Here is a 25,007-nt window from a genome sequence, read left to right as displayed (position 1 = left end):
GGCTCAGCCCTCGTCCACGACGCGGACGAGATGCTGGACGGCAGCGATCATGCCGCGCACCGAGGGCGTATCCTCCAGCGTGCGCTGCTTGTGCATCTTGTTGAGGCCGAGGCCGACCAGCGTTGCGCGCTGCTCCTTCGGCCGGCGGATCGGCGAACCGATCTGCTCGACGGTGATGGTCTTGGTTGCTTTCTTGGCCATGGTCAGATCCCTGGTCAGCGTCGACTATTCTTCAGCCGCAACGGCGGTGCCGCGGCGGGCCTGAAGGGTCGAATACTTGATGCCGCGCGCGGCAGCCACATCCTTCGGATGCATCTGGCTCTTCAGCGCGTCGAAAGTGGCGCGAACCATGTTGTAGGGGTTCGAAGAACCCATCGACTTGGCGACCACGTCATGCATGCCGAGCGTCTCGAAAACGGCGCGCATCGGGCCGCCGGCGATGATGCCGGTACCTTGCTTGGCGGCGCGCAGCAGGACACGTCCCGCGCCCCAGCGTCCCTCGACGTCATGGTGCAGCGTGCGGCCCGAGCGCAACGGCACGAAGATCATGTCGCGCTTGGCCGATTCGGTCGCCTTGCGGATCGCCTCAGGCACTTCGCGCGCCTTGCCGTGGCCGAAGCCGACGCGGCCCTTCTGGTCGCCGACGACAACGAGTGCTGCAAAGCCGAAGCGCCGGCCGCCCTTGACGACCTTGGCGACACGGTTGATGTGGACGAGCTTGTCGACCATGCCGTCGTCGCGTTCTTCGCGATCACGGCCGCGGCCGCCATCCCTACGTTCCTGTGCCATATCCTGTTCCTTGTTTTTTTCCGGAAGCACGGTTGATGATGATATCCGGCGGCCTCTTTGGGTCGCCGGGGCGAATTTCGATTTTAGAAGCTCAGACCACCTTCACGTGCAGCCTCGGCAAGCGCCTTGACGCGGCCGTGGTAGATGTAGGCGCCGCGGTCGAAGACCACTTCCTTGACGCCGGCCTTCGAGGCACGCTCGGCGATCAGCTTGCCGATGGCAGCTGCGGCCGCGGTGTCGGCGCCGGTCTTGAGCGAGCCCTTGAGCTCCTTCTCAAGCGTCGAAGCAGCCGCGATGGTGTGGCCCTTGGCGTCGTCGATCACCTGGACATAGATGTTCTTCGACGTGCGATGGACCGACAAACGCGGACGATCGCCGGCAACCTTTTTGATCTGGCGGCGGACGCGCTGAGCGCGGCGTTGGGTGGATTCTTTCGAGCCCATGATATCAGTTCCTTGCCTTCAAAAAACGGGGGCAACCATATGCGGTAGGACGAGCCTCCCGCGACCGCTCCCCGCGGCGTTAAAATTACTTCTTCTTGCCTTCCTTGCGGACGATCTTCTCGCCAGCATAGCGGACGCCCTTGCCCTTGTAGGGCTCGGGGCTGCGATACTCGCGGATCTCGGCGGCAACCTGGCCGACCTGCTGCTTGTCGATGCCGGTCACGGTGATTTCCGTCGGCTTCGGCACCGAAATCGTCACGCCCTGCGGCGTCTCGTAGACAACGTCGTGACTGAAGCCGAGCGCCAGCTGCAGGTTCTTGCCTTGCATGGCGGCGCGATAGCCGACGCCGGTGATCTCGAGCTTCTTTTCGAAGCCGTCCTTGACGCCCTGCAGGATGTTGACGATCTGCGTGCGCGACATGCCCCATTTGGAACGGGCGGTCTTGGTCTGGTCGCGCGGCTGGACAGCGATCTCGCTGCCTTCCATCTTGACCAGCACTTCGTCGTTCACCACGAACTTCAGCTCGCCCTTCGGACCCTTCGCCGTCACGGTCTGGCCGTTGACGGTCGCGGTCACGCCCTGCGGCAGCGAAACGGGTTTCTTTCCAATACGAGACATTCTGTTGTCCTCGTCACTTCTCTTGTTTCAGGTCTCGGTTTTCGGGACTTGATCCCGAAAGCCGGATTCCAACGGGTCACATACCAGATCAGAAGATCTGGCAGAGGATTTCCCCGCCGACATTCTGTTCGCGCGCTTCGTGGTCGGCCATCACACCCTTCGGCGTCGAAAGAATGGCGATGCCGAGGCCGTTGGCGACGTGTGGTATCGACTTGGCGGAAACGTAGACGCGGCGGCCGGGCTTCGAGACCCGGGCGATTTCGCGCACCACCGGCGCACCGTCGAAATACTTCAGCTCGATCTCGATTTCGGACTTGCCGTTGTCGAAGTCGGTCTGGCTGTAGTCGCGGATATAGCCTTCGGCCTTCAGCACGTCGAGGACACGGGTGCGCAGGCGCGAAGCCGGCGTCGAAACGCTCGACTTCTTACGGCCATACGCGTTGCGGATGCGGGTCAGCATATCGCCGAGAGGATCGCTCAATGACATCTTATGTCCTCCTTACCAGCTCGACTTGACCAGGCCCGGGATCTGGCCGTTATTGCCGAGATCACGAAGCGCGATACGCGATACTTTGAGCTTGCGATAATAGGCACGCGGACGTCCGGTGACTTCGCAGCGGTTGCGGATGCGGGTCTTGGCCGAGTTGCGCGGCAGCGCCGAAAGCTTCAGCTGAGCGCGGAAGCGCTCTTCCATCGGCTTGGACTGATCCATGATGATCGCCTTGAGCACCTTGCGCTTGGCAGCGAACTGGTCCGCAAGCTTGCGGCGCCTGTTGTTCTTCTCGACTGAGCTGGTCTTTGCCATTTCAGATTTTTCCTTTTCTCGCTGCCGTTACTGGCGGAAGGGGAAGTTGAAGGCCTTGAGCAATGCCCTGGCTTCGTCGTCCGTCTTCGCAGTCGTACAAACGATGACGTCCATGCCCCAGATCTGATCAACCTTGTCGTAGTTGATCTCCGGGAACACGATGTGTTCCTTGATGCCCATGGCATAGTTGCCACGGCCATCGAAGCTCTTCGGGTTGAGCCCGCGGAAGTCGCGGACGCGCGGCAGTGCGATGTTCACGAGGCGGTCGAGGAACTCGTACATGCGTTCCTTGCGCAGCGTGACCTTGGCGCCGATCGGCATCTTCTCGCGGACCTTGAAGCCGGCGATCGAGTTGCGGGCGCGGGTGACAACGGCCTTCTGGCCGGCGATCATTGCAAGGTCCTCCGCCGCGATCGAAGGCTTCTTCGAATCGCCGGTCGCCTCGCCGACGCCCATGTTCAACACGATCTTGTCGATGCGCGGAACCTGCATCCCGTTCTCGTAGCCGAACTGCTCCTGCAGCGCCTTGCGAATGGTCTCGTTGTAGACCTGCTTGAGGCGCGGCGTGTTCTGGGCAGTTGCCTGCTTGGTTTGAGCCTTAGCCATTGATGACTTCTCCCGAGCGCTTGGCGACGCGCACCTTCTTGCCGTCCTTCTGGAAGATGAAGCCGACGCGGGTCGGCTTGCCATCCTTGGGGTCGGCCAGCGCGATGTTCGACAGCTGGATCGGCGCTTCCTTGGTGATGATCCCGCCCTCTTGGGACTGGGACTGCTTCTGATGACGACGGATCAGGTTGACGCCGCGCACCAGCGCGGTGTCGTCCTTCGGCTGCACCGAAAGGACTTCGCCCGAACGGCCCTTGTCCTTGCCGGCCAGCACGACGACCTTGTCGCCTTTTCTAATCTTTTGCATTGGTCCGGCTCCTTACAGCACTTCAGGCGCGAGCGAGATGATCTTCATGTGGTTCTTGGCGCGGAGTTCGCGCGGAACTGGTCCGAAGATACGCGTGCCGATCGGCTCTTTCTTGTTGTCGACGAGAACGGCTGCGTTCTTGTCGAAACGGATCACGCTGCCGTCCGGGCGGCGGATGTCCTTGGCCGTGCGAACCACGACCGCCTTCATCACATCGCCCTTCTTGACGCGGCCGCGCGGGATGGCTTCCTTGATTGACACCACGATGATGTCGCCAACGGAAGCGTATTTCCGCTTCGAGCCGCCCAGCACCTTGATGCACATGACACGACGGGCGCCGGAATTATCCGCGACGTCGAGGTTTGTTTGCATCTGAATCATGACTGGCCGCCTTCTTCTTTTCTAACGGGACGGGTTTCTCACCCCTCCCCGGTCTGTCCAAAATTCGTTTCGTCAGCCCTGATCAGGCCTGGTCCGAAGACACCACGACCCAGCGCTTGTCCTTGGAAATCGGCTTCGATTCCTGGATGAACACCTGATCGCCGACCTTGTGGGCGTTGTTCTCGTCGTGCGCCTTGTACTTCTTGGTCATGCGCACGGTCTTCTTCATCACGGGATGCGTGAAGCGCCGTTCGACCTTGACGACAACCGTCTTCTCGTTCTTGTCGCTGACGACGGTGCCCTGCAGAATGCGCTTTGGCATGGTTTTCGTCCTTAAGCCTTCTTGGCCGCGGACTTTTCCGCAGCGATGGTCTTGATACGCGCAATGTCCTTGCGGACCTGCCTCACGCGCGCGGTCTTCTCAAGCTGGCCGGTGGCCTTCTGGAAGCGCAGGTTGAACTGCTCCTTCTTCAGGCTGGCCAGGTCGTCGGTCAGCTGGTCCTGGGTCTTGGTCCGGATGTCTTCGGCTTTCATGATCAGCCCGTCCTTATTCTGCGATGCGCTGTACGAAGCGCGTCCTGACCGAGAGCTTGGCCGCGCCGAGACGCAGCGCCTCACGGGCGGTTTCCTCGTTGACGCCGTCGATCTCGAACATGATGCGACCCGGCTTGACGCGTGCCGCCCAATAGTCGACCGCGCCCTTGCCCTTACCCATACGGACTTCAGTCGGCTTCGACGTAACCGGCACGTCCGGGAAGATACGGATCCACACCCGGCCGGCGCGCTTCATCTCGCGGGTGATCGCGCGGCGGGCCGCCTCGATCTCACGCGCGGTGACGCGGTTCGGCTCAAGCGCCTTCAGCCCGAAACCACCGAAATCCAGGTTGGTGCCGCCCTTGGCGGTACCGTGGATGCGGCCCTTGAACTGCTTGCGGAACTTTGTGCGCTTTGGCTGCAGCATCGTTCTAACTCCAAATTCCTGACTGTCTTACGCGTTTTCGCGACGGCGACCGCGCTCGCGCTCACCACCACCGCCATGCGCATGATCGCCCTCGGTGGCGCGGCGCTCCGATGCCATCGGGTCGTGCTCAAGGATTTCGCCCTTGAACACCCAGACCTTGACGCCACAGATGCCGTAGGCCGTATTCGCCTCGGCCGTGCCGTAGTCGACGTCGGCGCGCAACGTATGCAGCGGCACGCGGCCTTCGCGATACCACTCCATGCGCGCGATCTCGGCGCCGCCGAGACGGCCAGCGCAATTGATGCGGATGCCTTCGGCACCCAGGCGCATCGCCGACTGGACGGCGCGCTTCATGGCGCGGCGGAACGCGATGCGGCGCTCGAGCTGCTGGGCGATCGACTGGGCGACCAGGGTCGCGTCGATCTCCGGCTTGCGCACTTCGACGATGTTCAGATGCGTCTCGGACTTGGTCATCTCCATCAGCTTCTTGCGAAGCTTCTCGATGTCGGCGCCCTTCTTGCCGATGATCAGGCCCGGACGCGCCGCATGGATGGTGACGCGGCACTTCTTGTGCGGACGCTCGATCACGACCTTCGAGATCGCAGCCTGCTTGAGTTCCTTCTCAAGATATTTGCGGATCTTGATGTCCTCGTGCAGCAGCTTGCCGTACTCGCCGGTGTTCGCGAACCACCGCGAATCCCAGGTGCGGTTGATGCCGAGACGCAGACCGATCGGATTGACTTTCTGGCCCATTATGCGGCCTCCCCTTTTTCTTCGACTTCACGAACGACGATCGTGAGGTGCGAGAACGGCTTCTCGATACGGCTGGCGCGACCACGGCCACGGGCATGGAACCGCTTCATGACAATCGACTTGCCGACATAGGCTTCCGCCACGATCAGCGCATCGACGTCGAGGTCGTGGTTGTTTTCCGCGTTGGCGATCGCCGATTCCAGCGTCTTCTTGACCGTGCCGGAAATCCGCTTGGCCGAGAATTCGAGGTCGGAAAGCGCTGTCGCGACCTTCTTGCCGCGGATCAGCGCGGCAACCAGGTTCAGCTTCTGCGGGCTGATACGGATCGTGCGCAACACGGCGCGCGCTTCGTTGTCAGCAAGCCTGCGCGGAGCTTTGGCCTTGCCCATGATTATTTCCTCTTCGCCTTCTTATCCGCGCCGTGACCGTAATAGGTCCGGGTCGGAGCGAATTCACCGAACTTGTGACCGACCATGTCCTCGTTCACTGAGACGGGAACGTGCTTCTGGCCGTTGTAGACACCGAAGGTGAAGCCGACGAACTGCGGCAGGATGGTGGAGCGGCGGCTCCACATCTTGATCACCTCATTGCGACCACCTTCACGAACCTTGTCCACCTTCTTCAGAAGGTAGCCGTCGATGAAGGGGCCTTTCCAAATCGAACGAGTCACTTGGCGTTACCTCTTCTTAGCTCTTGCGCTGATGGCGCGAGCGCAGGATGAACTTGTCGGTCGCCTTGTTGGACCGCGTCTTCTTGCCCTTGGTCGGCTTGCCCCAGGGCGAAACCGGATGGCGGCCACCCGAGGTGCGGCCTTCGCCGCCGCCATGCGGATGGTCGACCGGGTTCATGGTCACGCCGCGATTGTGCGGACGTTTGCCACGCCACACGGTGCGGCCAGCCTTGCCGTCATTGATGTTGCCGTGGTCCGGGTTGGACACGGCACCGACAGTGGCCATGCAGGAGCCGTGGACGACACGCTGCTCGCCCGAATTGAGGCGCAGGATCGCCATGCCCTGATCGCGGCCGACGAGCTGGCCATAACCACCGGCCGAACGGGCGACCTGAGCGCCCTTGCCGGGCTTCAGCTCGATATTATGGACGATCGTGCCGACCGGCATCGAGGCCAGCGGCATCGCGTTGCCCGGCTTCACGTCGACCGATTCACCGGCCACGATCTTGTCGCCGGGAGCCAGACGCTGCGGGGCGATGATGTAGGACAGCTCGCCATCGTCGTACTTGATCAGCGCGATGAAGGCGGTGCGGTTCGGATCGTACTCGATACGCTCAACCGTGCCGACGACGTCGAACTTGCGGCGCTTGAAGTCGATGATGCGGTAGGTGCGCTTGTGACCGCCGCCGATGAAGCGGGCCGTGATGCGGCCGTAATTGTTGCGGCCGCCCGACTTGGTCAGGCCTTCGGTCAGGCCCTTGACGGGCTTGCCCTTGTAGAGGCCCGAGCGGTCGACGATGACCAACTGACGGGTGCTCGGCGTAACCGGGTTGAATTTTTTCAGTGCCATTGTTCTGTCCTCGCGACCTTGCTCAGAGACCCGTCGCGACGTCGATCGACTGGCCGTCGGCCAGCGTCACAACCGCCTTCTTGACGTCGCTCTGGCGGCCGATCGTGCCGCGGAAGCGCTTGATCTTGCCCTTGCGGACAAGCGTGTTCACGGCCATCACCTTGACGCCGAACAGCGCTTCGACGGCGGCCTTAATTTCCGGCTTCGACGCCTTCTTGGCGACATTAAAGACGACCTGGTTCTGCTCGGAAGCCATGGTCGACTTTTCGGTGATCGCCGGCGAGACGATCACGTCGTAGTGACGAAGGTCGGTCATTTGAAGCGCTCCTCGAGAGCCTCGACGGCGGCCTTGGAAAGGACCAGCGTGCCGCGGCGCAGAATGTCGTAGACGTTGATGCCCTGGATGGGCAGCACGTCGATGTTCGGGATGTTGGTCGCCGCCAGCTTGAAATTCTTGTCAAGCTCGGCGCCGCCGATCACTAGGGCGTTGCACAGGCCCAGCGTCGCGAAATTCGCGATCAGTGCCTTGGTCTTGGCCTCGGTCAGCTTCAGCTCGTCGATGATGATGATCGACGCGCTTTTGGCCTTGGCCGAAAGCGCATGCTTGAGACCGAGCGCACGCACCTTCTTCGGCAGATCGTGCTCGTGGCTGCGCACGACCGGGCCGTGGGCCTTGCCGCCGCCGCGGAACTGCGGAGCGCGAGCCGAATGGTGACGGGCGCGGCCGGTACCCTTCTGCTTGTACATCTTGGCGCCGGTGCGGGCGATTTCCGCGCGGCCCTTGGCCTTGTGCGTGCCCTGCTGCTTCTTGGCGAGCTGCCAGCGCACGACGCGCTGCAGGATGTCCTCGCGCGGATCAAGGCCGAAAATCTCTTCGGAGAGCTTCAGCTTGCCGGCGTCCTTGCCGCCAAGCGTTGTAATCTTGAGGTCCATTATTCCGCTCCCTCTGTGGCCGGGGCCTCGTTCTTGGCGGCACCATCGGTTGCAACGGCGCGGATCGCGGCGGGCTTCGGCGCATTGGCCGGAAGCGCCACCTTGGCCGCATCGCGGACCAGGATCCATGCACCCTTCGAACCCGGGACCGCACCGCGGATCAGGATCAGGCCACGATCGGCGTCGGTCGAGACGACCTCGACATTCTGCGTGGTGACGCGGGTGTCACCCATGTGGCCGGCCATATGCTTGCCCTTGAACACCTTGCCCGGATCCTGACGCTGGCCGGTCGAACCGTGTGTACGGTGCGACACCGAGTTGCCGTGCGTCGCGCGGCCGCCACCCATGTGGTGCCGCTTGATGACGCCCTGGAAACCCTTGCCGATCGTGGTTCCCGTCACATCGACCTTCTGGCCGACGACGAAATGCTCGACGGTGATCTCGGCGCCGACATCGATCATGTTGTCGGCGGAGACGCGGAACTCGGCAACCTTGGCCTTAGGCTCGACGGAAGCGGACGCGAAATGGCCGCGCATCGCCTTCGACGTGTTCTTCACCTTGGCAAGGCCAACGCCGAGCTGGACGGCGGTATAGCCGTTCTTCTCCTGCGTGCGCTGCGCCACGACCTGGCAGTTCTCCATCTGGAGAACAGTGACGGGAACATGTTCCCCGGCATCGTTGTAGATGCGGGTCATTCCCACCTTCTTTGCAATCACACCTGAACGCATCGGTTCAATTCCTTTAGAGTTCCCTGTCGGGGCTGTCGCCCCTCCACGCCTCTTGTTCCTTCAGAGTTCCGGGTCGCCCCGCTGACCTCTGGTTCCTTAGAGCTTGATCTCGACGTCGACACCGGCGGCCAGGTCGAGCTTCATCAAAGCATCGACCGTCTGCGGGGTCGGGTCGACGATGTCGAGCAGACGCTTGTGCGTGCGCATCTCGAACTGCTCGCGGCTCTTCTTGTCGACGTGAGGCGACCGGTTGACCGTGAACTTTTCGATCCGCGTCGGCAGCGGAATTGGGCCGCGGACGTTGGCGCCGGTGCGCTTGGCGGTCGACACGATTTCCCGTGTCGAGGCGTCGAGCACCCGGTGATCAAACGCCTTCAGGCGGATGCGGATATTCTGTCCGTTCATGCGTCACTTCCTTGTTCTGGCGCGGCGCGGGCAGCGCCCGCGACAGATCGGTTTAAGTCCAAATTACTCTTTGATGGTGACGACGATGCCGGCACCGACGGTGCGGCCGCCTTCACGGATGGCGAAGCGTAGCTTCTCTTCCATGGCGATCGGCACGATCAGCTCGACATCGACGGTGATGTTGTCGCCCGGCATCACCATCTCGGTGCCTTCCGGCAGCGACACGATGCCGGTCACGTCCGTCGTGCGGAAGTAGAACTGCGGACGGTAGTTGGTGAAGAACGGCGTATGGCGGCCGCCCTCGTCCTTGGTCAGGATGTAGGCTTCGGCAACGAACTTCTTGTGCGGCTTGACGGTGCCGGGCTTGGCCAGGACCTGGCCGCGCTCGACGCCTTCACGGTCGACACCGCGCAGCAGCGCGCCGATGTTGTCGCCGGCCTGACCCTGGTCGAGCAGCTTGCGGAACATCTCGACGCCCGTGCAGGTCGTCTTGGTGGTCGGACGGATGCCGACGATCTCCAGCTCCTCGCCGACCTTGACGACGCCGCGCTCGACGCGGCCGGTCACCACCGTGCCACGGCCCGAGATCGAGAACACGTCCTCGATCGGCATCAGGAACGGCTTGTCGAGCGGACGAACCGGCGTCGGGATATAGGCATCGACCGCAGCCATCAGTTCGCGGATGGCGTCCTCGCCGATCTTCTTGTCAGAATCTTCAAGGGCGGCAAGCGCCGAACCCTTGACGATCGGAATGTCGTCGCCGGGAAACTCGTTCTTGGTCAAAAGCTCGCGCACCTCGAGCTCGACCAGCTCGAGCAGCTCGGCGTCGTCGACCTGGTCGACCTTGTTCAAAAACACCACGATCGAGGGCACGCCGACCTGGCGGGCCAAAAGAATGTGCTCGCGGGTCTGCGGCATCGGGCCGTCGGCGGCCGACACCACCAGGATCGCGCCGTCCATCTGCGCGGCACCGGTGATCATGTTCTTCACATAGTCGGCGTGGCCGGGGCAGTCGACATGGGCATAGTGGCGGTTGGCGGTCTCGTATTCGACATGCGCCGTCGAGATGGTGATGCCGCGCGCCTTCTCTTCGGGCGCCGCATCGATCTGGTCATAGCGCTTGTATTCGCCAAAATACTTGGTGATCGCCGCCGTCAGCGACGTCTTGCCATGATCGACGTGACCAATCGTGCCAATGTTCACATGAGGCTTAGTGCGCTCGAATTTACCTTTTGCCATGTGATCTCTCCATTCCTGCCAGCCCGTGCGGGCCTTGAATTAAGTTACTGGTGCAACTCGTTTCGAGTTACGCGTATTTCTTCTGGACTTCCTGGGCGACCGCGGTCGGGACCGGCTCGTAATGGTCGAACTGCATCGTGTAGGCCGCGCGGCCCTGGCTCATCGAGCGAAGGTTGTCCACGTATTTGAACATGTTGGCGAGCGGCACCATCGCGTTGATGACCACCGCGACGCCACGGGCTTCCTGGCCCTGGATCTGGCCACGACGGCCGTTCAGGTCGCCGATAACGCTGCCGACGTAATCTTCCGGCGTCACCACCTCGACCTTCATGATCGGCTCGAGCAACTGCACGCCAAGCTTGGGCGCTGCTTCACGGAAGCAGGCGCGGCCGGCGATTTCGAAGGCCAGAACCGACGAGTCCACGTCGTGGTAGGCGCCATCGATCAGCGTCGCCTTGACGCCGATCATCGGGAAGCCGGCGAACGGGCCGGAGGTCATGACGCTGTTGATGCCCTTTTCGACACCGGGGATGTATTCCTTCGGCACAGCGCCGCCGACGATCTTGGTTTCGAACTCGAATTCGCTGCTTTCCGGATTCGGCTCGAACAGGATCTTGACGCGGGCGAACTGGCCGGTACCGCCGGTCTGCTTCTTGTGCGTGTAGTCCTGCTCGTGCTTGCGGGTGATCGTCTCGCGGTAGGCCACCTGCGGCGCGCCGACATTGGCCTCGACCTTGAACTCGCGACGCATGCGGTCGACGATGATGTCGAGGTGAAGTTCGCCCATGCCGGAGATGATCGTCTGGCCGCTTTCCTCGTCGGTCTTGACGCGGAAGGACGGATCCTCGGCGGCCAGGCGGTGAAGGGCGAGACCCATCTTTTCCTGGTCGTTCTTGGTCTTCGGCTCGATGGCGATCTGGATGACCGGATCGGGGAATTCCATGCGCTCGAGGATGACCGGATGCAGCGGATCACTGAGCGTGTCGCCGGTGGTGGTGTCCTTGAGACCAGCGAGGGCGACGATGTCGCCGGCAAACGCCTCTTCGACGTCGGCGCGCGAATTCGCATGCATCTGCAACATGCGGCCGATGCGCTCTTTCTTACCCTTCACGGTGTTGTCGACTGAGATGCCCTTGGTGAGCTTGCCCGAATAGATGCGGGCAAAGGTGAGCGAACCGACGAACGGGTCGTTCATGATCTTGAAGGCGAGCATCGACAGCGGCTCGTTGTCGTCGGCATGACGCTCGATCTCGGCGTCGGTCTTGGCGTCGACGCCCTTGATGGCAGGGACATCGGCCGGCGACGGCAGATATTCGACGACGGCGTCGAGCAGCGGCTGCACGCCCTTGTTCTTGAAGGCCGAGCCGCAGAACATTGGATAGAACTTCACCGCGATCGTGCCCTTGCGGATGAGCGCACGGATCTCGTCGTTGCTCGGCATCTTGCCTTCGAGGTAATTCTCGAGCGCCGTTTCGTCCATTTCGACGGCGGCCTCAATCATCTTCTCGCGGTATTCTTCGGCACGAGCCTTGAGGTCGGCAGGGATCTCGACGATGTCCCAGGCAGCGCCCAGCGTCTCGTCGCGCCAGACCAGCGCGTTCATCTCGACGAGATCGACGACACCCTTGAACTCGGTCTCGGCGCCGATCGGCAACTGCATGACGACGGCATGCGCACCGAGGCGCGAACCGATCATCTCGACCGAGCGGTAGAAGTCGGCGCCGATCTTATCCATCTTGTTGCAGAAGATCATGCGCGGCACGCGATACTTGTCGGCCTGGCGCCAGACAGTCTCCGTCTGCGGCTCGACACCGGCATTGGCATCGAGCAGCGCGATGGCACCGTCGAGTACGCGCAGCGAACGCTCGACCTCGATGGTGAAGTCGACGTGGCCGGGGGTGTCGATGATGTTGAAGCGATACATCTTGCCGTCGCGACCCTTCCAGAAGGTCGTGGTGGCGGCCGACGTGATGGTGATGCCGCGCTCCTGCTCCTGCTCCATCCAGTCCATGGTGGCAGCGCCGTCGTGGACTTCGCCAATCTTGTGCGACTTGCCCGTGTAATAGAGGACGCGCTCGGTGGTCGTCGTCTTGCCGGCGTCGATATGCGCCATGATACCGAAATTGCGGTAGTCTTCGATTTTATATTCGCGGGCCATGGGAGGTGCCTCTTCAGTCTCGTTCGCGCTTTACCAGCGGTAGTGCGCGAAAGCGCGGTTGGCTTCTGCCATCTTGTGGGTGTCTTCACGCTTCTTGACGGCGGTGCCGCGGTTGTTGGCCGCGTCCATCAGCTCGCCGGAGAGGCGGTCGACCATGGTGGTCTCGTTGCGGTTGCGGGCGGCAGCGATCAGCCAGCGGATGGCCAATGCCTGCCGGCGCTCCGGGCGCACGTCGACCGGAACCTGGTAGGTGGCGCCGCCGACGCGGCGCGAACGCACTTCCACATGCGGCGCGACATTGTCGAGCGCCTGATGGAAGACGGTGACCGGCTCCTGCTTGGTCTTGGACTGGACCTGGTCGAGCGCGCCGTAGACGATGGTCTCGGCAACCGACTTCTTGCCATCATACATGACGGCATTCATGAACTTGGTGACGATCAGGTCGCCGAACTTCGGGTCCGGATTGATCTCACGCTTTTCTGCACTGTGACGACGGGACATTTTTTCTCTGCCTCAATTCTACGCGGTGGCCTGGATCCCGGATCGTCGCTTGACGCCGTCCGGAACGATCTTGGCTACGCTTCGGTCACTTCGGACGCTTGGCGCCGTATTTCGAACGGCGCTGCTTGCGGTTCTTCACGCCTTGCGTGTCGAGCACGCCGCGGATGATGTGGTAACGGACGCCCGGAAGATCCTTGACGCGGCCGCCGCGGATCATCACCACCGAGTGTTCCTGAAGGTTGTGGCCTTCGCCGGGGATGTAACCGATCACTTCAAAACCATTGGTCAGACGGATCTTGGCCACCTTGCGCAGCGCCGAGTTCGGCTTCTTCGGCGTCGTGGTGTAGACGCGCGTGCAGACGCCCCGCTTCTGCGGGTTCTGCTGCATGGCCGGGACCTTGTTGCGCTTCACCGGCGCAATGCGCGGCTTGCGGATCAGCTGGTTGACGGTAGGCATTAAACCCTCTTGTCTCTCAATTCCGTGTCTTGCCCGGTCAGGGCCGCTCAAAGCGTCATTTCCATACGCAAATTCGGGCCACAAACCGCGCCTCGCGGTCTTGCCCGAACAAATGGCAGAGGAAGCGGAAGCCGCTTCATGCACGCCGGAAATGTCTTTTCGCTCGTAAAACGAACCCTGTTTGAGGCAAACTCCAAAGCGTGTCGCTTCGGAAGCGAGAGCCTCACATCGGTTCTGACTGGGCGGCTTCTACTCGTGTGGCCACTGTCCGTCAACCCCGGAGCGGCAAATATTGCGCTGAACCCGAGGTTTGGCAGCCATGCGAAAAATGCATGTAATTTTCTTGCGCCGTTTTTCAAGAGGAAGGCAGAAAGTGACCGGCTTGCGGCTGTTTCCACGCCGTGCTTCGTGCGAAAAGGCGGCATGAACAGCCCAAAACCCCTCGCCGGAGGTACGAACCCGTGAATGACAATGAGGAGCGCCCGGTCACCATCATTACCGGCCGGGTGTGGAAGCGCAAAGGCGGCAAGCCGGAAGGCGTGCATGTGATGCTGGTCGCCCCGGACGACGATTCGGCGGTGCGCCGCGCTCTCGAATCACTTGCCGCGGAAGGTTACGCCGAGGCCGAGCTCGACCAAATCGGCGACCTGGACGGCGTGCCCGACGAGGAGCCGCATCTGTCCGCCTATCAGGGCGCGCTCGAAGGCGAAGTGTCGATCGTGACCTTCGATGTGCCGATCTGAAGCGATCTGAATCGCGGTCGATCTCACGGCCGGCGACAAACGCCCGGCGACTTGCCCGACACAAGTTCTCTGCTAAGAAGCGACCTCCGGTAAAACCAAGCACACTCAACCTGCGGAGCTCCCATGTCCTCTAATCCCATCAAGCTCGGCATCGTCGGCGTGGGAAAGATCGTCCGCGACCAGCACCTGCCGGCCTTGGCGAAGGACCAGGATTATCGCTTGGTCGCCGCAGCGAGCCGCCACGGCAAAGTCGAAGACATCCCGAATTTCCCGACGATCGAGGCGATGCTCGATGCGGTGCCGGAGCTCGAGGCGGTGTCGCTGTGCATGCCGCCGCAGTTCCGTTATGACGCCGCACACACGGCGCTGGTGGCGAAAAAGCATGTCTTCCTGGAAAAGCCGCCGGGCGCGACCGTCAGCGAGGTCGAGGACCTGAAGGCGCTGGCGGCAGCGAACGGCGTCTGTCTGTTCGCCAGTTGGCATTCACGCTATGCGCCGGCTGTCGAGGCCGCTCGCGCTTTCCTCGGTTCAACCAAAATCAGATCGGCCGCTATCATCTGGAAGGAAGATGTCCGCCGCTGGCATCCGAATCAGGAATGGATCTGGGCACCGGGCGGCTTCGGCGTCTTCGATCCCGGCATCAACGCACTGTCGATCGCCACCCACATCCTGCCGCCAATGTTCATCAGTTCGGCAGAGCTCGATTTTCCGGAGAACCGTGCATCCCCGGTCGCGGCCCATGTCACCTTCCGCACCTCGGACGGATTGCCAGTGACGATGGAACTCGATTGGCTTCAGACCGGCCCGCAGAGCTGGGACATCCTGGCCGAGACGGACCGGGGTAAAATGGTGCTTTCCGGCGGCGGCTCGAAGCTCGCCGTCGACGGCCGCGTCGTTCACGAGGAGCCGGAAGCGGAATACCCGATGCTTTACAGGCGCTTTGCCGAGATCGTGCGCGCGGGTACCTCCGACGTCGATCTCGCGCCCCTTCAGCACGTCGCCGACGCCTTCATGCTGGGCAAGCGCAATGTGGTGCAAGCTTTTTTCGATTGATCAGCGGGCGTCGGCCGGATCGCATGTCCGGCCACTCACCGCGCAAGTTCAATTGACGATCGCTATAGCAAAGCCGTCATAGCCTTTGGCGCCAACAATCTGGATCGCGGTGCCTTCCAGACGCTTGTGGCTGCCGATGAACGAGAACGCCGCGCGTGCCCCTTCGACATTGGCGTCACGACCATCTTCATTCACCACCGCGCCGTCACGGATGACATTGTCGCAGACGATGACGGTCCCCGGCCTCGAAAGACGCATGGCCCACGACAGATAGTGCGGGTTGTTCGGCTTGTCGGCGTCGATGAAGATGAAGTCGAACGACCCGGCATTCTCGGCGCCTAACGCCGCAAGCGATTGAAGCGCCGGTCCGACCCGCAGTTCTACCGGTCCGACACCCCTGCGCGTTCAAAGTTCGACCGCGCGACACTGGCGTGGTGCGGGTCAAGCTCGAGTGTCACGACCTTGCCGTCCACGGGCAACGCTCGCGCCATCCAGATTGTCGAGTAGCCGCCCAACGTGCCGATTTCGAGTACCTTCTTGGCTCCCTGCATTCGCGCAAGAAGTGACAGCAGCTTGCCTTGTGCCGGCGAAACATCGATCGCCGGCAGGCCGTGGTCATGGTTGGCCGCCAGAACGGCATCGAGGGCGGGATCCGCATCGAAAAAAGCCTCGACAATGTAGTCGTCGACAGAAGCCCAGGTCTTCATGCTCATCGTTTTCTTCTCCGATCCGATTAGAGAACCAAAATGCGAAAAGGGGCCACTTGGGCCCCTTTTCTATCTTCTCTTTCTTGTGCGCTTACTGCGCGGCGGAAGCCATGTCGGTCAGCATCGGCTCGGCGACCTCGACGCCGGACGCCTTGCGGCGCTCGTCGATGATCAGTTCGTCGCGCGAGGTGGCGATGCGCCGGATCTGGCTCATCGTGCCGCCGGTGCCGGCCGGGATCAGCCGGCCGACGATGACGTTTTCCTTCAGCCCCTGCAGCATGTCGGTCTTGCCGGCAACCGCAGCTTCGGTCAGCACCCTCGTCGTCTCCTGGAAGGAGGCGGCCGAGATGAAGGACGGCGTCTGCAGCGAGGCCTTGGTGATGCCGAGCAACACCGGCTGGCCTTCTGCCGGCTTCTTGCCTTCCTCGACCAGGCGCTCGTTGACCTCTTCCAGTTCGATCACGTCGACGTGGTCGCCCGGAATGTAGGTCGAATCGCCCTGCGTGGTGATCTCGACCTTCTGCAGCATCTGGCGAACGATCACCTCGATGTGCTTGTCGTTGATCGACACGCCCTGCAGTCGGTAGACCTCCTGGATTTCGTTGACGAGGTAGGAGGCAAGCGCCTCCACGCCCTTGATCGCCAGGATGTCGTGCGGCGCCGGATTGCCGTCGAGGATGTAGTCGCCCTTCTCGATGACGTCGCCGTCCTGGAGATGGAACGGCTTGCCCTTCGGGATCAGGTATTCGACCGGCTCAAGCGTCGAGTCATGCGGTTCGATGATGATACGGCGCTTGTTCTTGTAGTCGCGGCCGAAGCGGATCGTGCCATCGATCTCGGCGATGATGGCGTGATCCTTCGGACGGCGTGCCTCGAACAGCTCGGCAACACGCGGCAGACCGCCGGTGATGTCCTTGGTCTTGGCGCTTTCCATCGGAATACGCGCCAGCACGTCGCCGGGGCGAACCTGTGCGCCCGGCTCGACCGAAAGAATGGCCTCGACCGAGAGCAGGAAGCGGGCGTCGCCACCCTTCGACAGCTTGCCGACCTTACCCTTGGCATCCAGGACGGCGATCGCCGGCTTGAGGTCGTTGCCGCGTGGCGTCGAACGCCAGTCGATGACCTCGCGCTTGGTGATGCCGGTCGATTCGTCGGCGGTTTCCTGAACGGAAATGCCGTCGACCAGATCCTCGAACGCGACCTTGCCCTCGATTTCGGTGAGGACCGGGCGGGTATAAGGATCCCACTCGGCGATACGCTGGCCGCGCTTCACCTTGTCGCCATCGTCGACGAAGATGCGCGAACCGTAGGTGACGCGGTGCGTGGCGCGTTCCTTGCCGGCCTCGTCGAGGATCAGCACCGCCATATTGCGGCCCATGACCATCAGCTGGCCGTCGGAGTTGCGCACCACGTTGCGGTTGCGGATCTCGACCTTGCCCTCGTACGAGGCTTCAAGGAACGAGGAATCCACCACCTGCGCCGTGCCGCCCATGTGGAAGGTGCGCATGGTGAGCTGGGTGCCCGGCTCGCCGATCGACTGCGCCGCGATGACGCCGACAGCCTCGCCCTGGTTGACGGGCGTGCCGCGGGCCAGATCGCGTCCGTAGCAGACCGCGCAGACGCCGACCCTGACCTCGCAGGTCAGCGCCGAACGGATGCGGACCGATTGCACGCCGGCCTTTTCGATCAGTTCCACGTCACGCTCGTCCATCAGCGTTCCGGCCTTGACCAGAACCTCGCCGGTGACCGGGTGGGTGATGTCGTCGAGCGAGGTGCGGCCGAGAACGCGCTGGCCAACCGAGGCGACGACCTGACCGGCATCGACGATCGGCTGCATGGTGAGGCCCTTGTCGGTGCCGCAGTCGAGCGAGTTGACGATGCAGTCCTGTGCCACGTCGACGAGACGACGCGTCAGATAACCCGAGTTCGCCGTCTTCAAGGCGGTGTCGGCCAGACCCTTGCGGGCGCCGTGGGTCGAGTTGAAGTACTCGAGCACGGTGAGGCCTTCCTTGAAGTTCGAGATGATCGGCGTCTCGATGATTTCACCGCTAGGCTTGGCCATCAGACCGCGCATGCCGGCGAGCTGGCGCATCTGGGTGGGCGAACCGCGCGCACCGGAGTGCGACATCATGTAGATCGAGTTCATCGGCTTCTGACGGCCGTTGTCCTCGAACTCGACAGCCTTGATGCGGGCCATCATTTCGTCGGCGACCTTTTCCGAGCACTTGGCCCAGGCGTCGACGACCTTGTTGTACTTCTCGCCCTGGGTGATCAGGCCGTCATTGTACTGCTGCTCGTACTCCTTGGCCAAAGCCTCGGTGTCGGACACCAGCTTGATCTTGGCGTCCGGAATCAGCATGTCGTCCTTGCCGAACGAAATGCCGGCACGGCAGGCGTGGCTGAAGCCGAGAGCCATGATGCGATCGCAGAAAATGACCGTCTCCTTCTGACCGCAATGGCGGTAGACGGTGTCGATCATCTTGGAGATGTTCTTCTTGGTCATCTCCTGGTTGGCGGTCTCGTACGGCACATTGTGGTTCTTCGGCAGAAGTTCGCCGATGATCATGCGGCCAGGCGTAGTGTCGTAGATCTTCGACACGACCTTGCCGTCGGCGTCGACCGTACGGAAGCGCCCCTTGATCTTGGCATGCAGCGTCACCGCCTTGGTCTCGAGCGCGTGCTGGAGCTCGCCCATGTCGGCAAACACCATGCCCTCGCCCGGCTCGTTCTGGTTGACGATCGAGAGATAGTAGAGACCGAGAACCATGTCCTGCGACGGCACGATGATCGGCGCACCGGAAGCCGGGTGCAGGATGTTGTTGGTCGACATCATCAGCACGCGGGCTTCGAGCTGCGCTTCCAGCGACAGCGGCACGTGGACCGCCATCTGGTCGCCGTCGAAGTCGGCATTGAAGGCCGTGCAGACCAGCGGGTGAAGCTGGATCGCCTTGCCTTCGATCAGGATCGGCTCGAACGCCTGGATGCCGAGGCGGTGCAGCGTCGGCGCGCGGTTCAACAGCACCGGATGCTCGCGGATGACCTCGTCGAGGATATCCCAGACCTCCGGACGCTCCTTCTCGACCAACTTCTTCGCTTGCTTGACGGTCGAGGAGTAACCCTTGGCGTCGAGACGGGCGTAGATGAAGGGCTTGAAAAGTTCGAGCGCCATCTTCTTCGGCAGGCCGCACTGGTGCAGCTTGAGCTCCGGACCGGTGACGATGACCGAGCGGCCGGAATAGTCGACGCGCTTGCCGAGCAGGTTCTGGCGGAACCGGCCCTGCTTGCCCTTCAGCATGTCGGACAGCGACTTCAGCGGACGCTTGTTGGCGCCGGTGATGACGCGGCCGCGACGGCCGTTGTCGAACAGTGCATCGACGGCTTCCTGCAGCATGCGCTTTTCATTGCGCACGATGATGCCGGGCGCGCGCAGCTCGATCAGCCGCTTCAAGCGGTTGTTGCGGTTGATGACGCGGCGATAAAGGTCGTTCAGGTCGGAGGTGGCGAAACGGCCGCCGTCCAGCGGGACAAGCGGACGCAGGTCCGGCGGAATCACCGGAACCACCTTCATGATCATCCATTCCGGACGGTTGCCGGATTCCATGAAGTTCTCGACGACCTTGAGCCGCTTCAGGTACTTCTTCTGAATGAGCTCGGAGGTGGTCGAAGCCAGTTCCGAACGCAGATCGCCGGCGATCTTCTCGAGGTCCATGCCGGCCAGAAGGTCGTGGATCGCCTCGGCGCCGATCATGGCGGTGAACGAGTCCTCGCCATACTCGTCGACGGCCATCATGTACTCTTCCTCGCTGAGCAGCTGGTGCTCCTTCAGCGCGGTGAGGCCGGGTTCGGTGACGATGTAGTTCTCGAAGTAGAGGACCCGCTCAATGTCCTTCAGCGTCATGTCGAGCAGCGTGCCGATGCGCGACGGCAGCGACTTCAGGAACCAGATATGGGCGACCGGTGCCGCCAGTTCGATATGGCCCATGCGCTCGCGGCGGACGCGCGACAGCGTGACTTCGACGCCGCACTTCTCGCAGATGACGCCCTTGTACTTCATGCGCTTGTACTTGCCGCACAGGCACTCATAGTCCTTGATCGGACCAAAAATGCGCGCGCAGAACAGACCGTCACGCTCCGGCTTGAAGGTGCGGTAGTTGATGGTCTCCGGCTTCTTGATCTCGCCGAACGACCAGGACAGAATCTTCTCAGGGCTGGCAAGCGAGATCCTGATGGAATCGAACACCTGCGCGGGCGCCTGGGGATTGAAGAGATTCATGACCTCTTGGTTCATGCCGTTCTCCTTTTCGGGGTCCTCGAAACCCCTTGCATCTAGCGCGGGCCAAACGCCCGCCGACTTGATCGGCCATCGGCCGAAGAATTTGGGTGCGCCCCGGTCGCGAGAGCCCTCTCCCGCGACCGAGCGTCTTGCTTATTCGGCCGCGTCGGGCAGCCGGATCGGGTTGTCGTCGAGTTTGGTGTTCTCCAGCTCGACATTGAGGCCGAGAGACCGCATTTCCTTGACGAGAACGTTGAAGCTCTCGGGGATGCCGGCTTCGAAGGTGTCGTCGCCTCTGACGATCGCCTCGTAGACCTTGGTGCGGCCGGCGACGTCGTCCGACTTCACCGTCAGCATCTCCTGCAGCGTGTAGGCGGCGCCGTATGCTTCGAGCGCCCAGACCTCCATCTCGCCGAAGCGCTGGCCACCGAACTGCGCCTTGCCGCCCAGCGGCTGCTGGGTAACGAGCGAGTACGGCCCGATCGAACGCGCGTGGATCTTGTCGTCCACAAGGTGGTGAAGCTTGAGCATATATATATAGCCCATCGTCACTTTGCGATCGAACGGCTCGCCGGTGCGTCCGTCATAGAGCTGCGACTGACCGCTGGTGTGCAGGCCCGCCTGCTCCAGCATGATGTTAATGTCGGCCTCGTGCGCGCCGTCGAACACCGGTGTCGCGATGGAGACGCCGCGGCGCATCTGCTCGCTGAGGCGAATGATGCTCTCGTCGTCATATTCGCGGATCGGCTCGTTGCGGTCGTTGGCCGGCATGAAGCTCTCGAGCGTCTTGCGCAGCGGCTTGATGTCGCCCGCAGTCTTGTACGCGTCGATCAGATCGCCAATCTTCTTGCCCATTCCGGCGCAAGCCCAGCCCAGATGCGTTTCCAGGATCTGGCCGACATTCATGCGCGACGGCACACCCAGCGGGTTGAGCACGATATCGGCATGCGTGCCGTCCTCGAGGAAAGGCATGTCCTCGACCGGAACGATCCGCGACACGACACCCTTGTTGCCGTGCCGGCCGGCCATCTTGTCGCCGGGCTGCATCTTGCGCTTCACGGCCACGAAGACCTTGACCATCTTCATGACGCCCGGAGGCATTTCGTCGCCGCGCTGCACCTTCTCGACCTTGTCCATGAAGCGCTGCTCGAGCGCCTTCTTGGAATCGTCGTACTGGCCACGCAGGGCTTCCAGCTCGCTCTGGAGCTTTTCGTTCTCCACGGCAAACTGCCACCACTGCGAACGCGGATACTCGTCCAGCGTGTCCTTCGACAGCTTCGAGCCCTTCTTGAAGCCCTTCGGCCCGGCAATCGCTTCCTTGCCGACAAGAACGTCGGAAAGGCGCGAATAGACGTTGCGGTCGAGGATCGCCTGCTCGTCGTCGCGGTCCTTGGCGAGGCGTTCGATCTCCTCGCGCTCGATCGCCATGGCGCGCTCGTCCTTCTCGACGCCGTGGCGGTTGAAGACACGCACTTCGACGACGGTCCCGAAGGTTCCCGGAGGCATGCGCATCGAGGTGTCGCGCACGTCCGAGGCCTTTTCACCGAAGATGGCGCGCAGCAGCTTTTCTTCCGGCGTCATCGGGCTTTCGCCCTTCGGCGTGATCTTGCCGACCAGGATGTCGCCCGGCTGCACTTCCGCACCGATGTAGACGATGCCGGCCTCATCGAGGTTCTTCAGCGCTTCTTCCGAGACGTTCGGGATATCGCGCGTGATCTCCTCCGGCCCGAGCTTGGTGTCGCGGGCCATGACTTCGAACTCCTCGATGTGGATCGAGGTGAAGACGTCGTCGGCGACGATGCGCTCGGACAGAAGGATGGAATCCTCGTAGTTGTAGCCGTTCCACGGCATGAACGCGACCAGCACGTTCCGGCCGAGGGCCAGATCGCCGAGCTCGGTCGACGGGCCGTCGGCAATGATGTCGCCCTTGTTGACCCGGTCGCCCATGCGCACCAGCGGACGCTGGTTGATGCAGGTGTTCTGGTTCGAACGCTGGAACTTCATCAGCCGGTAGATATCGACGCCGGACTTGCCGGGATCGAGATCTTCCGTGGCGCGGATGACGATACGCGTCGCGTCCACCTGGTCGACGATGCCGCCGCGGCGGGCGCCGATGGCGGCGCCCGAGTCACGGGCGACGATCGGCTCCATGCCAGTGCCGACGAACGGCGCTTCGGCGCGCACCAGCGGCACGGCCTGACGCTGCATATTCGAGCCCATCAGCGCACGGTTGGCGTCGTCGTTCTCGAGGAACGGGATCAGGGCCGCGGCCACCGACACCATCTGCTTCGGCGATACGTCCATCAGATCGACGTTTTCGCGCGGCGCCATCATCACTTCGCCGGCGTTGCGGCAAATGACGAATTCGTCGACGAAATGACCATTCTTGTCGAGCTCGGCATTGGCCTGCGCGACGTGGTGCTTGGCCTCTTCCATAGCCGACAGGTAAACGACCTCATTGGTCAGCTTGCCATTGACGATCTTGCGGTACGGGCTCTCGATGAAGCCGTATTTGTTGACCCGCGCGAAGGTCGCCAGCGAGTTGATCAGGCCGATATTCGGGCCTTCCGGCGTCTCGATCGGGCAGATGCGACCGTAATGCGTCGGATGCACGTCGCGCACTTCGAAACCGGCACGCTCGCGGGTCAGACCGCCCGGTCCAAGCGCCGAAAGACGGCGCTTGTGGGTGATCTCCGACAGCGGGTTGGTCTGATCCATGAACTGCGACAGCTGCGAGGAACCGAAGAACTCGCGCACGGCGGCAGCCGCCGGCTTGGCGTTGATCAGGTCCTGCGGCATCACCGTGTCGATCTCGATCGAGGACATGCGTTCCTTGATCGCGCGCTCCATGCGCAGCAGCCCGACGCGGTACTGGTTCTCCATCAGCTCGCCGACCGAGCGCACGCGGCGATTGCCGAGATTGTCGATGTCGTCGATCTCGCCCTTGCCGTCGCGCAGTTCGACCAGCGTCTTGACCACGGCCAGGATGTCCTCTTTGCGCAGCACGCGCACGGTGTCCTCGGCCTTGAGCTCGAGGCGCATGTTCATCTTGACGCGGCCGACGGCCGACAAGTCGTAGCGCTCGCTGTCGAAGAACAGCGAGTTGAACATGGCTTCGGCGGTCTCGAGCGTCGGCGGCTCGCCCGGGCGCATGACACGATAGATGTCGAACAGTGCGTCCTGGCGGCTCTCGTTCTTGTCGACGTTGAGCGTGTTGCGGATATAGGCGCCGACGTTGACATGGTCGATGTCGAGAACCTTGATCTCGTCCTCGCCGGTGCCGAGCAGCACTTTCAGCGTCTTTTCGTCGATCTCGTCGCCGGCTTCGAGGAATATCTCACCGGTCGCATAGTTGACGATATCCTCGGCGAGATAGTTGCCGAGCAGATCCTCGTCGGTCGCCTTGATCGCCTTGAGACCCTTTTCGCCAAGCGCCCTGGCCTGGCGGGCAGTGATCTTCTTGCCGGCCTCGACGACGACCTCGCCGGTGTCGGCGTCAACCAGGTCACCAACGGCCTTGAGGCCGCGGAAACGCTCGACGTTGAACGGGATACGCCAATGGTCGCCGGCGCGCTTGTAGGTGATCTTGTTGTAGAAGGTCGACAGGATCTCTTCGCCGTCCATGCCGAGCGCCATCAGCAGCGACGTGACCGGAATCTTGCGGCGGCGGTCGATACGGGCGTGCACGACGTCCTTGCTATCGAACTCGATGTCGAGCCATGAGCCGCGATAGGGAATAACGCGCGCGGCAAACAGAAGCTTGCCGGACGAGTGCGACTTGCCCTTGTCATGGTCGAAGAAGACGCCCGGCGAACGGTGCATCTGCGAGACGATGACGCGCTCGGTGCCGTTGACGATGAAGGTGCCGTTCAAGGTCATGAGCGGCATGTCGCCCATGTAAACGTCCTGCTCCTTGATGTCCTTGATCGACTTCGCGCCGGTATCCTCGTCGATATCGAACACGATGAGGCGCAGCGTCACCTTGAGCGGCGCCGCGTAGGTCAGGTCGCGCTGACGGCATTCGTCAACGTCGAATTTCGGTCCCTCGAACTCGTACTTCACGAATTCCAGCATCGAGGAGCCGGAAAAATCGGAAATCGGGAAGACCGACTTGAAAACTGCCTGCAGCCCCTCGTCAGGACGCCCGCCCTTGGGCTCCTCCACCATCAGGAACTGGTCATAGGATGCCTTCTGAACCTCGATCAGGTTCGGCATCTCCGCAACTTCCGGGATCTTTCCGAAAAACTTGCGTACGCGTCTGCGGCCATTGAAAGTCTGGGTCTGGGCCATCGTCGCTCCTTAGCTCAATTCTCGGGACGAGCCTCGCCGCGGCTCGCCTTGCATCTCGGGCCACCTTGGCGGCCCTGTCTTGTTGCCCGCCGCCTGTCGGCGGCTTCTTGTCTTTTCACCCACCACCAATTGGCGGTGGGCCAGAAACGGGAGAAAACCCGTTTCCTGAAGGCCGGTTTGCGGCCCTCAGGAAAGAGGTTTTCGCACTCTTCGCGCTATGAGCCTCCCCTAGACGTGATGGGAGTGGCGGGCGGCGCGCCCCCCGGCGCCCGGGCTCAACGCGTAAATAAGTTGAAACAAGGGGGGGGGGGTTATTAAAAAAAACGCGCCCCCCCG

Annotated in this window: 28 protein-coding genes and 1 pseudogene; 2 read left to right on the top strand and 27 right to left on the bottom strand. The window is 62.2% G+C overall.

All coding sequences use genetic code 11. The features are described from left to right. Positions 1–3: 3 nt before the first annotated feature. The 24 genes from rpmD to rpsL form a co-directional block, all read right to left on the bottom strand. On the bottom strand, positions 4–201 hold the full coding sequence (rpmD, locus tag NKJ17_RS15140) for a 50S ribosomal protein L30 (protein WP_006205449.1): 198 nt from the start codon (positions 199–201) through the stop codon (positions 4–6). A gap of 24 nt (positions 202–225) precedes the next feature. After that, the gene (rpsE, locus tag NKJ17_RS15135) at positions 226–789 is read right to left on the bottom strand and encodes a 30S ribosomal protein S5 (RefSeq protein ID WP_006333394.1); all 564 of its coding nucleotides are present in this window, start codon (positions 787–789) and stop codon (positions 226–228) included. 83 nt (positions 790–872) lie between these two features. Further along, the gene (gene rplR, locus NKJ17_RS15130) at positions 873–1,232 is read right to left on the bottom strand and encodes a 50S ribosomal protein L18 (protein WP_023675132.1); all 360 of its coding nucleotides are present in this window, start codon (positions 1,230–1,232) and stop codon (positions 873–875) included. An 85-nt stretch (positions 1,233–1,317) separates the two neighbouring features. Beyond that, positions 1,318–1,851, bottom strand: a complete 534-nt coding sequence (rplF, locus tag NKJ17_RS15125) for a 50S ribosomal protein L6 (RefSeq protein ID WP_023675133.1) — start codon at positions 1,849–1,851, stop codon at positions 1,318–1,320. 88 nt (positions 1,852–1,939) lie between these two features. Beyond that, positions 1,940–2,338, bottom strand: a complete 399-nt coding sequence (gene rpsH / locus NKJ17_RS15120; protein ID WP_006205453.1) for a 30S ribosomal protein S8 — start codon at positions 2,336–2,338, stop codon at positions 1,940–1,942. A 12-nt stretch (positions 2,339–2,350) separates the two neighbouring features. Beyond that, on the bottom strand, positions 2,351–2,656 hold the full coding sequence (gene rpsN, locus NKJ17_RS15115; protein ID WP_023675134.1) for a 30S ribosomal protein S14: 306 nt from the start codon (positions 2,654–2,656) through the stop codon (positions 2,351–2,353). A gap of 27 nt (positions 2,657–2,683) precedes the next feature. Further along, positions 2,684–3,262 (bottom strand): 50S ribosomal protein L5, encoded by a 579-nt coding sequence (rplE, locus tag NKJ17_RS15110; RefSeq protein ID WP_352689261.1) that lies wholly within the window; start codon positions 3,260–3,262, stop codon positions 2,684–2,686. Further along, positions 3,255–3,569: a 50S ribosomal protein L24 gene (gene rplX / locus NKJ17_RS15105; RefSeq protein ID WP_254817150.1), complete on the bottom strand. Its 315-nt coding sequence runs from the start codon at positions 3,567–3,569 to the stop codon at positions 3,255–3,257. Before rplX ends, rplE begins: the two co-directional genes overlap by 8 nt. A gap of 12 nt (positions 3,570–3,581) precedes the next feature. Further along, a complete protein-coding gene (rplN, locus tag NKJ17_RS15100; protein ID WP_006205457.1) occupies positions 3,582–3,950 on the bottom strand; it encodes a 50S ribosomal protein L14 in 369 nt (122 codons plus the stop codon). Positions 3,951–4,032: 82 nt separating this feature from the next. Then, the gene (rpsQ, locus tag NKJ17_RS15095) at positions 4,033–4,272 is read right to left on the bottom strand and encodes a 30S ribosomal protein S17 (protein ID WP_023675136.1); all 240 of its coding nucleotides are present in this window, start codon (positions 4,270–4,272) and stop codon (positions 4,033–4,035) included. 11 nt (positions 4,273–4,283) lie between these two features. Then, on the bottom strand, positions 4,284–4,484 hold the full coding sequence (rpmC, locus tag NKJ17_RS15090) for a 50S ribosomal protein L29 (RefSeq protein WP_006205459.1): 201 nt from the start codon (positions 4,482–4,484) through the stop codon (positions 4,284–4,286). A gap of 13 nt (positions 4,485–4,497) precedes the next feature. Then, positions 4,498–4,911: a 50S ribosomal protein L16 gene (gene rplP / locus NKJ17_RS15085; RefSeq protein WP_006205460.1), complete on the bottom strand. Its 414-nt coding sequence runs from the start codon at positions 4,909–4,911 to the stop codon at positions 4,498–4,500. A gap of 27 nt (positions 4,912–4,938) precedes the next feature. Further along, a complete protein-coding gene (gene rpsC, locus NKJ17_RS15080; RefSeq protein ID WP_023675137.1) occupies positions 4,939–5,664 on the bottom strand; it encodes a 30S ribosomal protein S3 in 726 nt (241 codons plus the stop codon). After that, positions 5,664–6,053, bottom strand: a complete 390-nt coding sequence (gene rplV / locus NKJ17_RS15075; protein ID WP_006205462.1) for a 50S ribosomal protein L22 — start codon at positions 6,051–6,053, stop codon at positions 5,664–5,666. The genes rpsC and rplV overlap by 1 nt, the downstream gene beginning before the upstream one ends. Before the next feature lie 2 nt (positions 6,054–6,055). Next, positions 6,056–6,334, bottom strand: coding sequence for a 30S ribosomal protein S19 (rpsS, locus tag NKJ17_RS15070; protein ID WP_006205463.1), 279 nt, complete (start codon positions 6,332–6,334; stop codon positions 6,056–6,058). Between the two features lie 16 nt (positions 6,335–6,350). Then, positions 6,351–7,184, bottom strand: a complete 834-nt coding sequence (gene rplB / locus NKJ17_RS15065) for a 50S ribosomal protein L2 (protein WP_023675138.1) — start codon at positions 7,182–7,184, stop codon at positions 6,351–6,353. Positions 7,185–7,206: 22 nt separating this feature from the next. After that, positions 7,207–7,500: a 50S ribosomal protein L23 gene (locus tag NKJ17_RS15060; protein WP_006205465.1), complete on the bottom strand. Its 294-nt coding sequence runs from the start codon at positions 7,498–7,500 to the stop codon at positions 7,207–7,209. Continuing rightward, positions 7,497–8,117 carry a 50S ribosomal protein L4 gene (rplD, locus tag NKJ17_RS15055; protein ID WP_352689259.1) on the bottom strand — a complete coding sequence of 207 codons (621 nt, stop codon included), beginning with the start codon at positions 8,115–8,117 and terminating at the stop codon, positions 7,497–7,499. The genes NKJ17_RS15060 and rplD overlap by 4 nt, the downstream gene beginning before the upstream one ends. Further along, positions 8,117–8,845 (bottom strand): 50S ribosomal protein L3, encoded by a 729-nt coding sequence (gene rplC / locus NKJ17_RS15050; protein WP_254817149.1) that lies wholly within the window; start codon positions 8,843–8,845, stop codon positions 8,117–8,119. Before rplC ends, rplD begins: the two co-directional genes overlap by 1 nt. Positions 8,846–8,941: 96 nt before the next feature. Continuing rightward, a complete protein-coding gene (gene rpsJ / locus NKJ17_RS15045) occupies positions 8,942–9,250 on the bottom strand; it encodes a 30S ribosomal protein S10 (protein ID WP_006205468.1) in 309 nt (102 codons plus the stop codon). 63 nt (positions 9,251–9,313) lie between these two features. Continuing rightward, on the bottom strand, positions 9,314–10,489 hold the full coding sequence (gene tuf, locus NKJ17_RS15040) for an elongation factor Tu (protein ID WP_254817137.1): 1,176 nt from the start codon (positions 10,487–10,489) through the stop codon (positions 9,314–9,316). A gap of 67 nt (positions 10,490–10,556) precedes the next feature. Then, a complete protein-coding gene (fusA, locus tag NKJ17_RS15035) occupies positions 10,557–12,647 on the bottom strand; it encodes an elongation factor G (protein WP_254817148.1) in 2,091 nt (696 codons plus the stop codon). A 30-nt stretch (positions 12,648–12,677) separates the two neighbouring features. Further along, complete coding sequence (gene rpsG, locus NKJ17_RS15030) at positions 12,678–13,148, bottom strand: 30S ribosomal protein S7 (protein ID WP_008875664.1); 471 nt, start codon at positions 13,146–13,148, stop codon at positions 12,678–12,680. A gap of 85 nt (positions 13,149–13,233) precedes the next feature. Then, the gene (gene rpsL, locus NKJ17_RS15025; protein ID WP_006333356.1) at positions 13,234–13,605 is read right to left on the bottom strand and encodes a 30S ribosomal protein S12; all 372 of its coding nucleotides are present in this window, start codon (positions 13,603–13,605) and stop codon (positions 13,234–13,236) included. Between the two features lie 461 nt (positions 13,606–14,066). Between rpsL and NKJ17_RS15020 the strand changes: the two genes are divergently transcribed. Then, positions 14,067–14,348 (top strand): transcriptional regulator, encoded by a 282-nt coding sequence (locus NKJ17_RS15020; RefSeq protein ID WP_254817147.1) that lies wholly within the window; start codon positions 14,067–14,069, stop codon positions 14,346–14,348. 123 nt (positions 14,349–14,471) lie between these two features. After that, positions 14,472–15,401 (top strand): Gfo/Idh/MocA family protein, encoded by a 930-nt coding sequence (locus tag NKJ17_RS15015; protein ID WP_352689258.1) that lies wholly within the window; start codon positions 14,472–14,474, stop codon positions 15,399–15,401. 48 nt (positions 15,402–15,449) lie between these two features. Here NKJ17_RS15015 and NKJ17_RS15010 read toward each other — a convergent pair. The 3 genes and pseudogenes from NKJ17_RS15010 to rpoB form a co-directional block, all read right to left on the bottom strand. Beyond that, a pseudogene (locus NKJ17_RS15010) lies at positions 15,450–16,114 on the bottom strand (O-methyltransferase). 85 nt (positions 16,115–16,199) lie between these two features. Then, positions 16,200–20,396 carry a DNA-directed RNA polymerase subunit beta' gene (gene rpoC / locus NKJ17_RS15005; RefSeq protein ID WP_352689256.1) on the bottom strand — a complete coding sequence of 1,399 codons (4,197 nt, stop codon included), beginning with the start codon at positions 20,394–20,396 and terminating at the stop codon, positions 16,200–16,202. A gap of 138 nt (positions 20,397–20,534) precedes the next feature. Continuing rightward, a complete protein-coding gene (rpoB, locus tag NKJ17_RS15000) occupies positions 20,535–24,671 on the bottom strand; it encodes a DNA-directed RNA polymerase subunit beta (RefSeq protein WP_352509951.1) in 4,137 nt (1,378 codons plus the stop codon). Positions 24,672–25,007: the final 336 nt, after the last annotated feature.

The sequence above is a fragment of the Mesorhizobium sp. M0208 genome (genome assembly GCF_040322015.1).
In the GTDB taxonomy this organism is placed as follows: domain Bacteria; phylum Pseudomonadota; class Alphaproteobacteria; order Rhizobiales; family Rhizobiaceae; genus Mesorhizobium.
The sequence above is the reverse complement of the archived record's forward strand: the minus strand, read 5'-3'. Positions and strand labels throughout refer to the sequence as shown.

What these genes read in the sequence shown, in the direction of transcription:
- rpmD (WP_006205449.1), bottom strand. Translation starts at nt 201, where the DNA reads ATGGCCAAGAAAGCAACCAAGACCATCACCGTCGAGCAGATCGGTTCG.
- rpsE (WP_006333394.1), bottom strand. Translation starts at nt 789, where the DNA reads ATGGCACAGGAACGTAGGGATGGCGGCCGCGGCCGTGATCGCGAAGAA.
- rplR (WP_023675132.1), bottom strand. Translation starts at nt 1,232, where the DNA reads ATGGGCTCGAAAGAATCCACCCAACGCCGCGCTCAGCGCGTCCGCCGC.
- rplF (WP_023675133.1), bottom strand. Translation starts at nt 1,851, where the DNA reads ATGTCTCGTATTGGAAAGAAACCCGTTTCGCTGCCGCAGGGCGTGACC.
- rpsH (WP_006205453.1), bottom strand. Translation starts at nt 2,338, where the DNA reads ATGTCATTGAGCGATCCTCTCGGCGATATGCTGACCCGCATCCGCAAC.
- rpsN (WP_023675134.1), bottom strand. Translation starts at nt 2,656, where the DNA reads ATGGCAAAGACCAGCTCAGTCGAGAAGAACAACAGGCGCCGCAAGCTT.
- rplE (WP_352689261.1), bottom strand. Translation starts at nt 3,262, where the DNA reads ATGGCTAAGGCTCAAACCAAGCAGGCAACTGCCCAGAACACGCCGCGC.
- rplX (WP_254817150.1), bottom strand. Translation starts at nt 3,569, where the DNA reads ATGCAAAAGATTAGAAAAGGCGACAAGGTCGTCGTGCTGGCCGGCAAG.
- rplN (WP_006205457.1), bottom strand. Translation starts at nt 3,950, where the DNA reads ATGATTCAGATGCAAACAAACCTCGACGTCGCGGATAATTCCGGCGCC.
- rpsQ (WP_023675136.1), bottom strand. Translation starts at nt 4,272, where the DNA reads ATGCCAAAGCGCATTCTGCAGGGCACCGTCGTCAGCGACAAGAACGAG.
- rpmC (WP_006205459.1), bottom strand. Translation starts at nt 4,484, where the DNA reads ATGAAAGCCGAAGACATCCGGACCAAGACCCAGGACCAGCTGACCGAC.
- rplP (WP_006205460.1), bottom strand. Translation starts at nt 4,911, where the DNA reads ATGCTGCAGCCAAAGCGCACAAAGTTCCGCAAGCAGTTCAAGGGCCGC.
- rpsC (WP_023675137.1), bottom strand. Translation starts at nt 5,664, where the DNA reads ATGGGCCAGAAAGTCAATCCGATCGGTCTGCGTCTCGGCATCAACCGC.
- rplV (WP_006205462.1), bottom strand. Translation starts at nt 6,053, where the DNA reads ATGGGCAAGGCCAAAGCTCCGCGCAGGCTTGCTGACAACGAAGCGCGC.
- rplB (WP_023675138.1), bottom strand. Translation starts at nt 7,184, where the DNA reads ATGGCACTGAAAAAATTCAACCCGGTTACGCCGAGCACCCGTCAGTTG.
- NKJ17_RS15060 (WP_006205465.1), bottom strand. Translation starts at nt 7,500, where the DNA reads ATGACCGACCTTCGTCACTACGACGTGATCGTCTCGCCGGCGATCACC.
- rplD (WP_352689259.1), bottom strand. Translation starts at nt 8,117, where the DNA reads ATGGACCTCAAGATTACAACGCTTGGCGGCAAGGACGCCGGCAAGCTG.
- rplC (WP_254817149.1), bottom strand. Translation starts at nt 8,845, where the DNA reads ATGCGTTCAGGTGTGATTGCAAAGAAGGTGGGAATGACCCGCATCTAC.
- rpsJ (WP_006205468.1), bottom strand. Translation starts at nt 9,250, where the DNA reads ATGAACGGACAGAATATCCGCATCCGCCTGAAGGCGTTTGATCACCGG.
- tuf (WP_254817137.1), bottom strand. Translation starts at nt 10,489, where the DNA reads ATGGCAAAAGGTAAATTCGAGCGCACTAAGCCTCATGTGAACATTGGC.
- fusA (WP_254817148.1), bottom strand. Translation starts at nt 12,647, where the DNA reads ATGGCCCGCGAATATAAAATCGAAGACTACCGCAATTTCGGTATCATG.
- rpsG (WP_008875664.1), bottom strand. Translation starts at nt 13,148, where the DNA reads ATGTCCCGTCGTCACAGTGCAGAAAAGCGTGAGATCAATCCGGACCCG.
- rpsL (WP_006333356.1), bottom strand. Translation starts at nt 13,605, where the DNA reads ATGCCTACCGTCAACCAGCTGATCCGCAAGCCGCGCATTGCGCCGGTG.
- NKJ17_RS15015 (WP_352689258.1), top strand. Translation starts at nt 14,472, where the DNA reads ATGTCCTCTAATCCCATCAAGCTCGGCATCGTCGGCGTGGGAAAGATC.
- rpoC (WP_352689256.1), bottom strand. Translation starts at nt 20,396, where the DNA reads ATGAACCAAGAGGTCATGAATCTCTTCAATCCCCAGGCGCCCGCGCAG.
- rpoB (WP_352509951.1), bottom strand. Translation starts at nt 24,671, where the DNA reads ATGGCCCAGACCCAGACTTTCAATGGCCGCAGACGCGTACGCAAGTTT.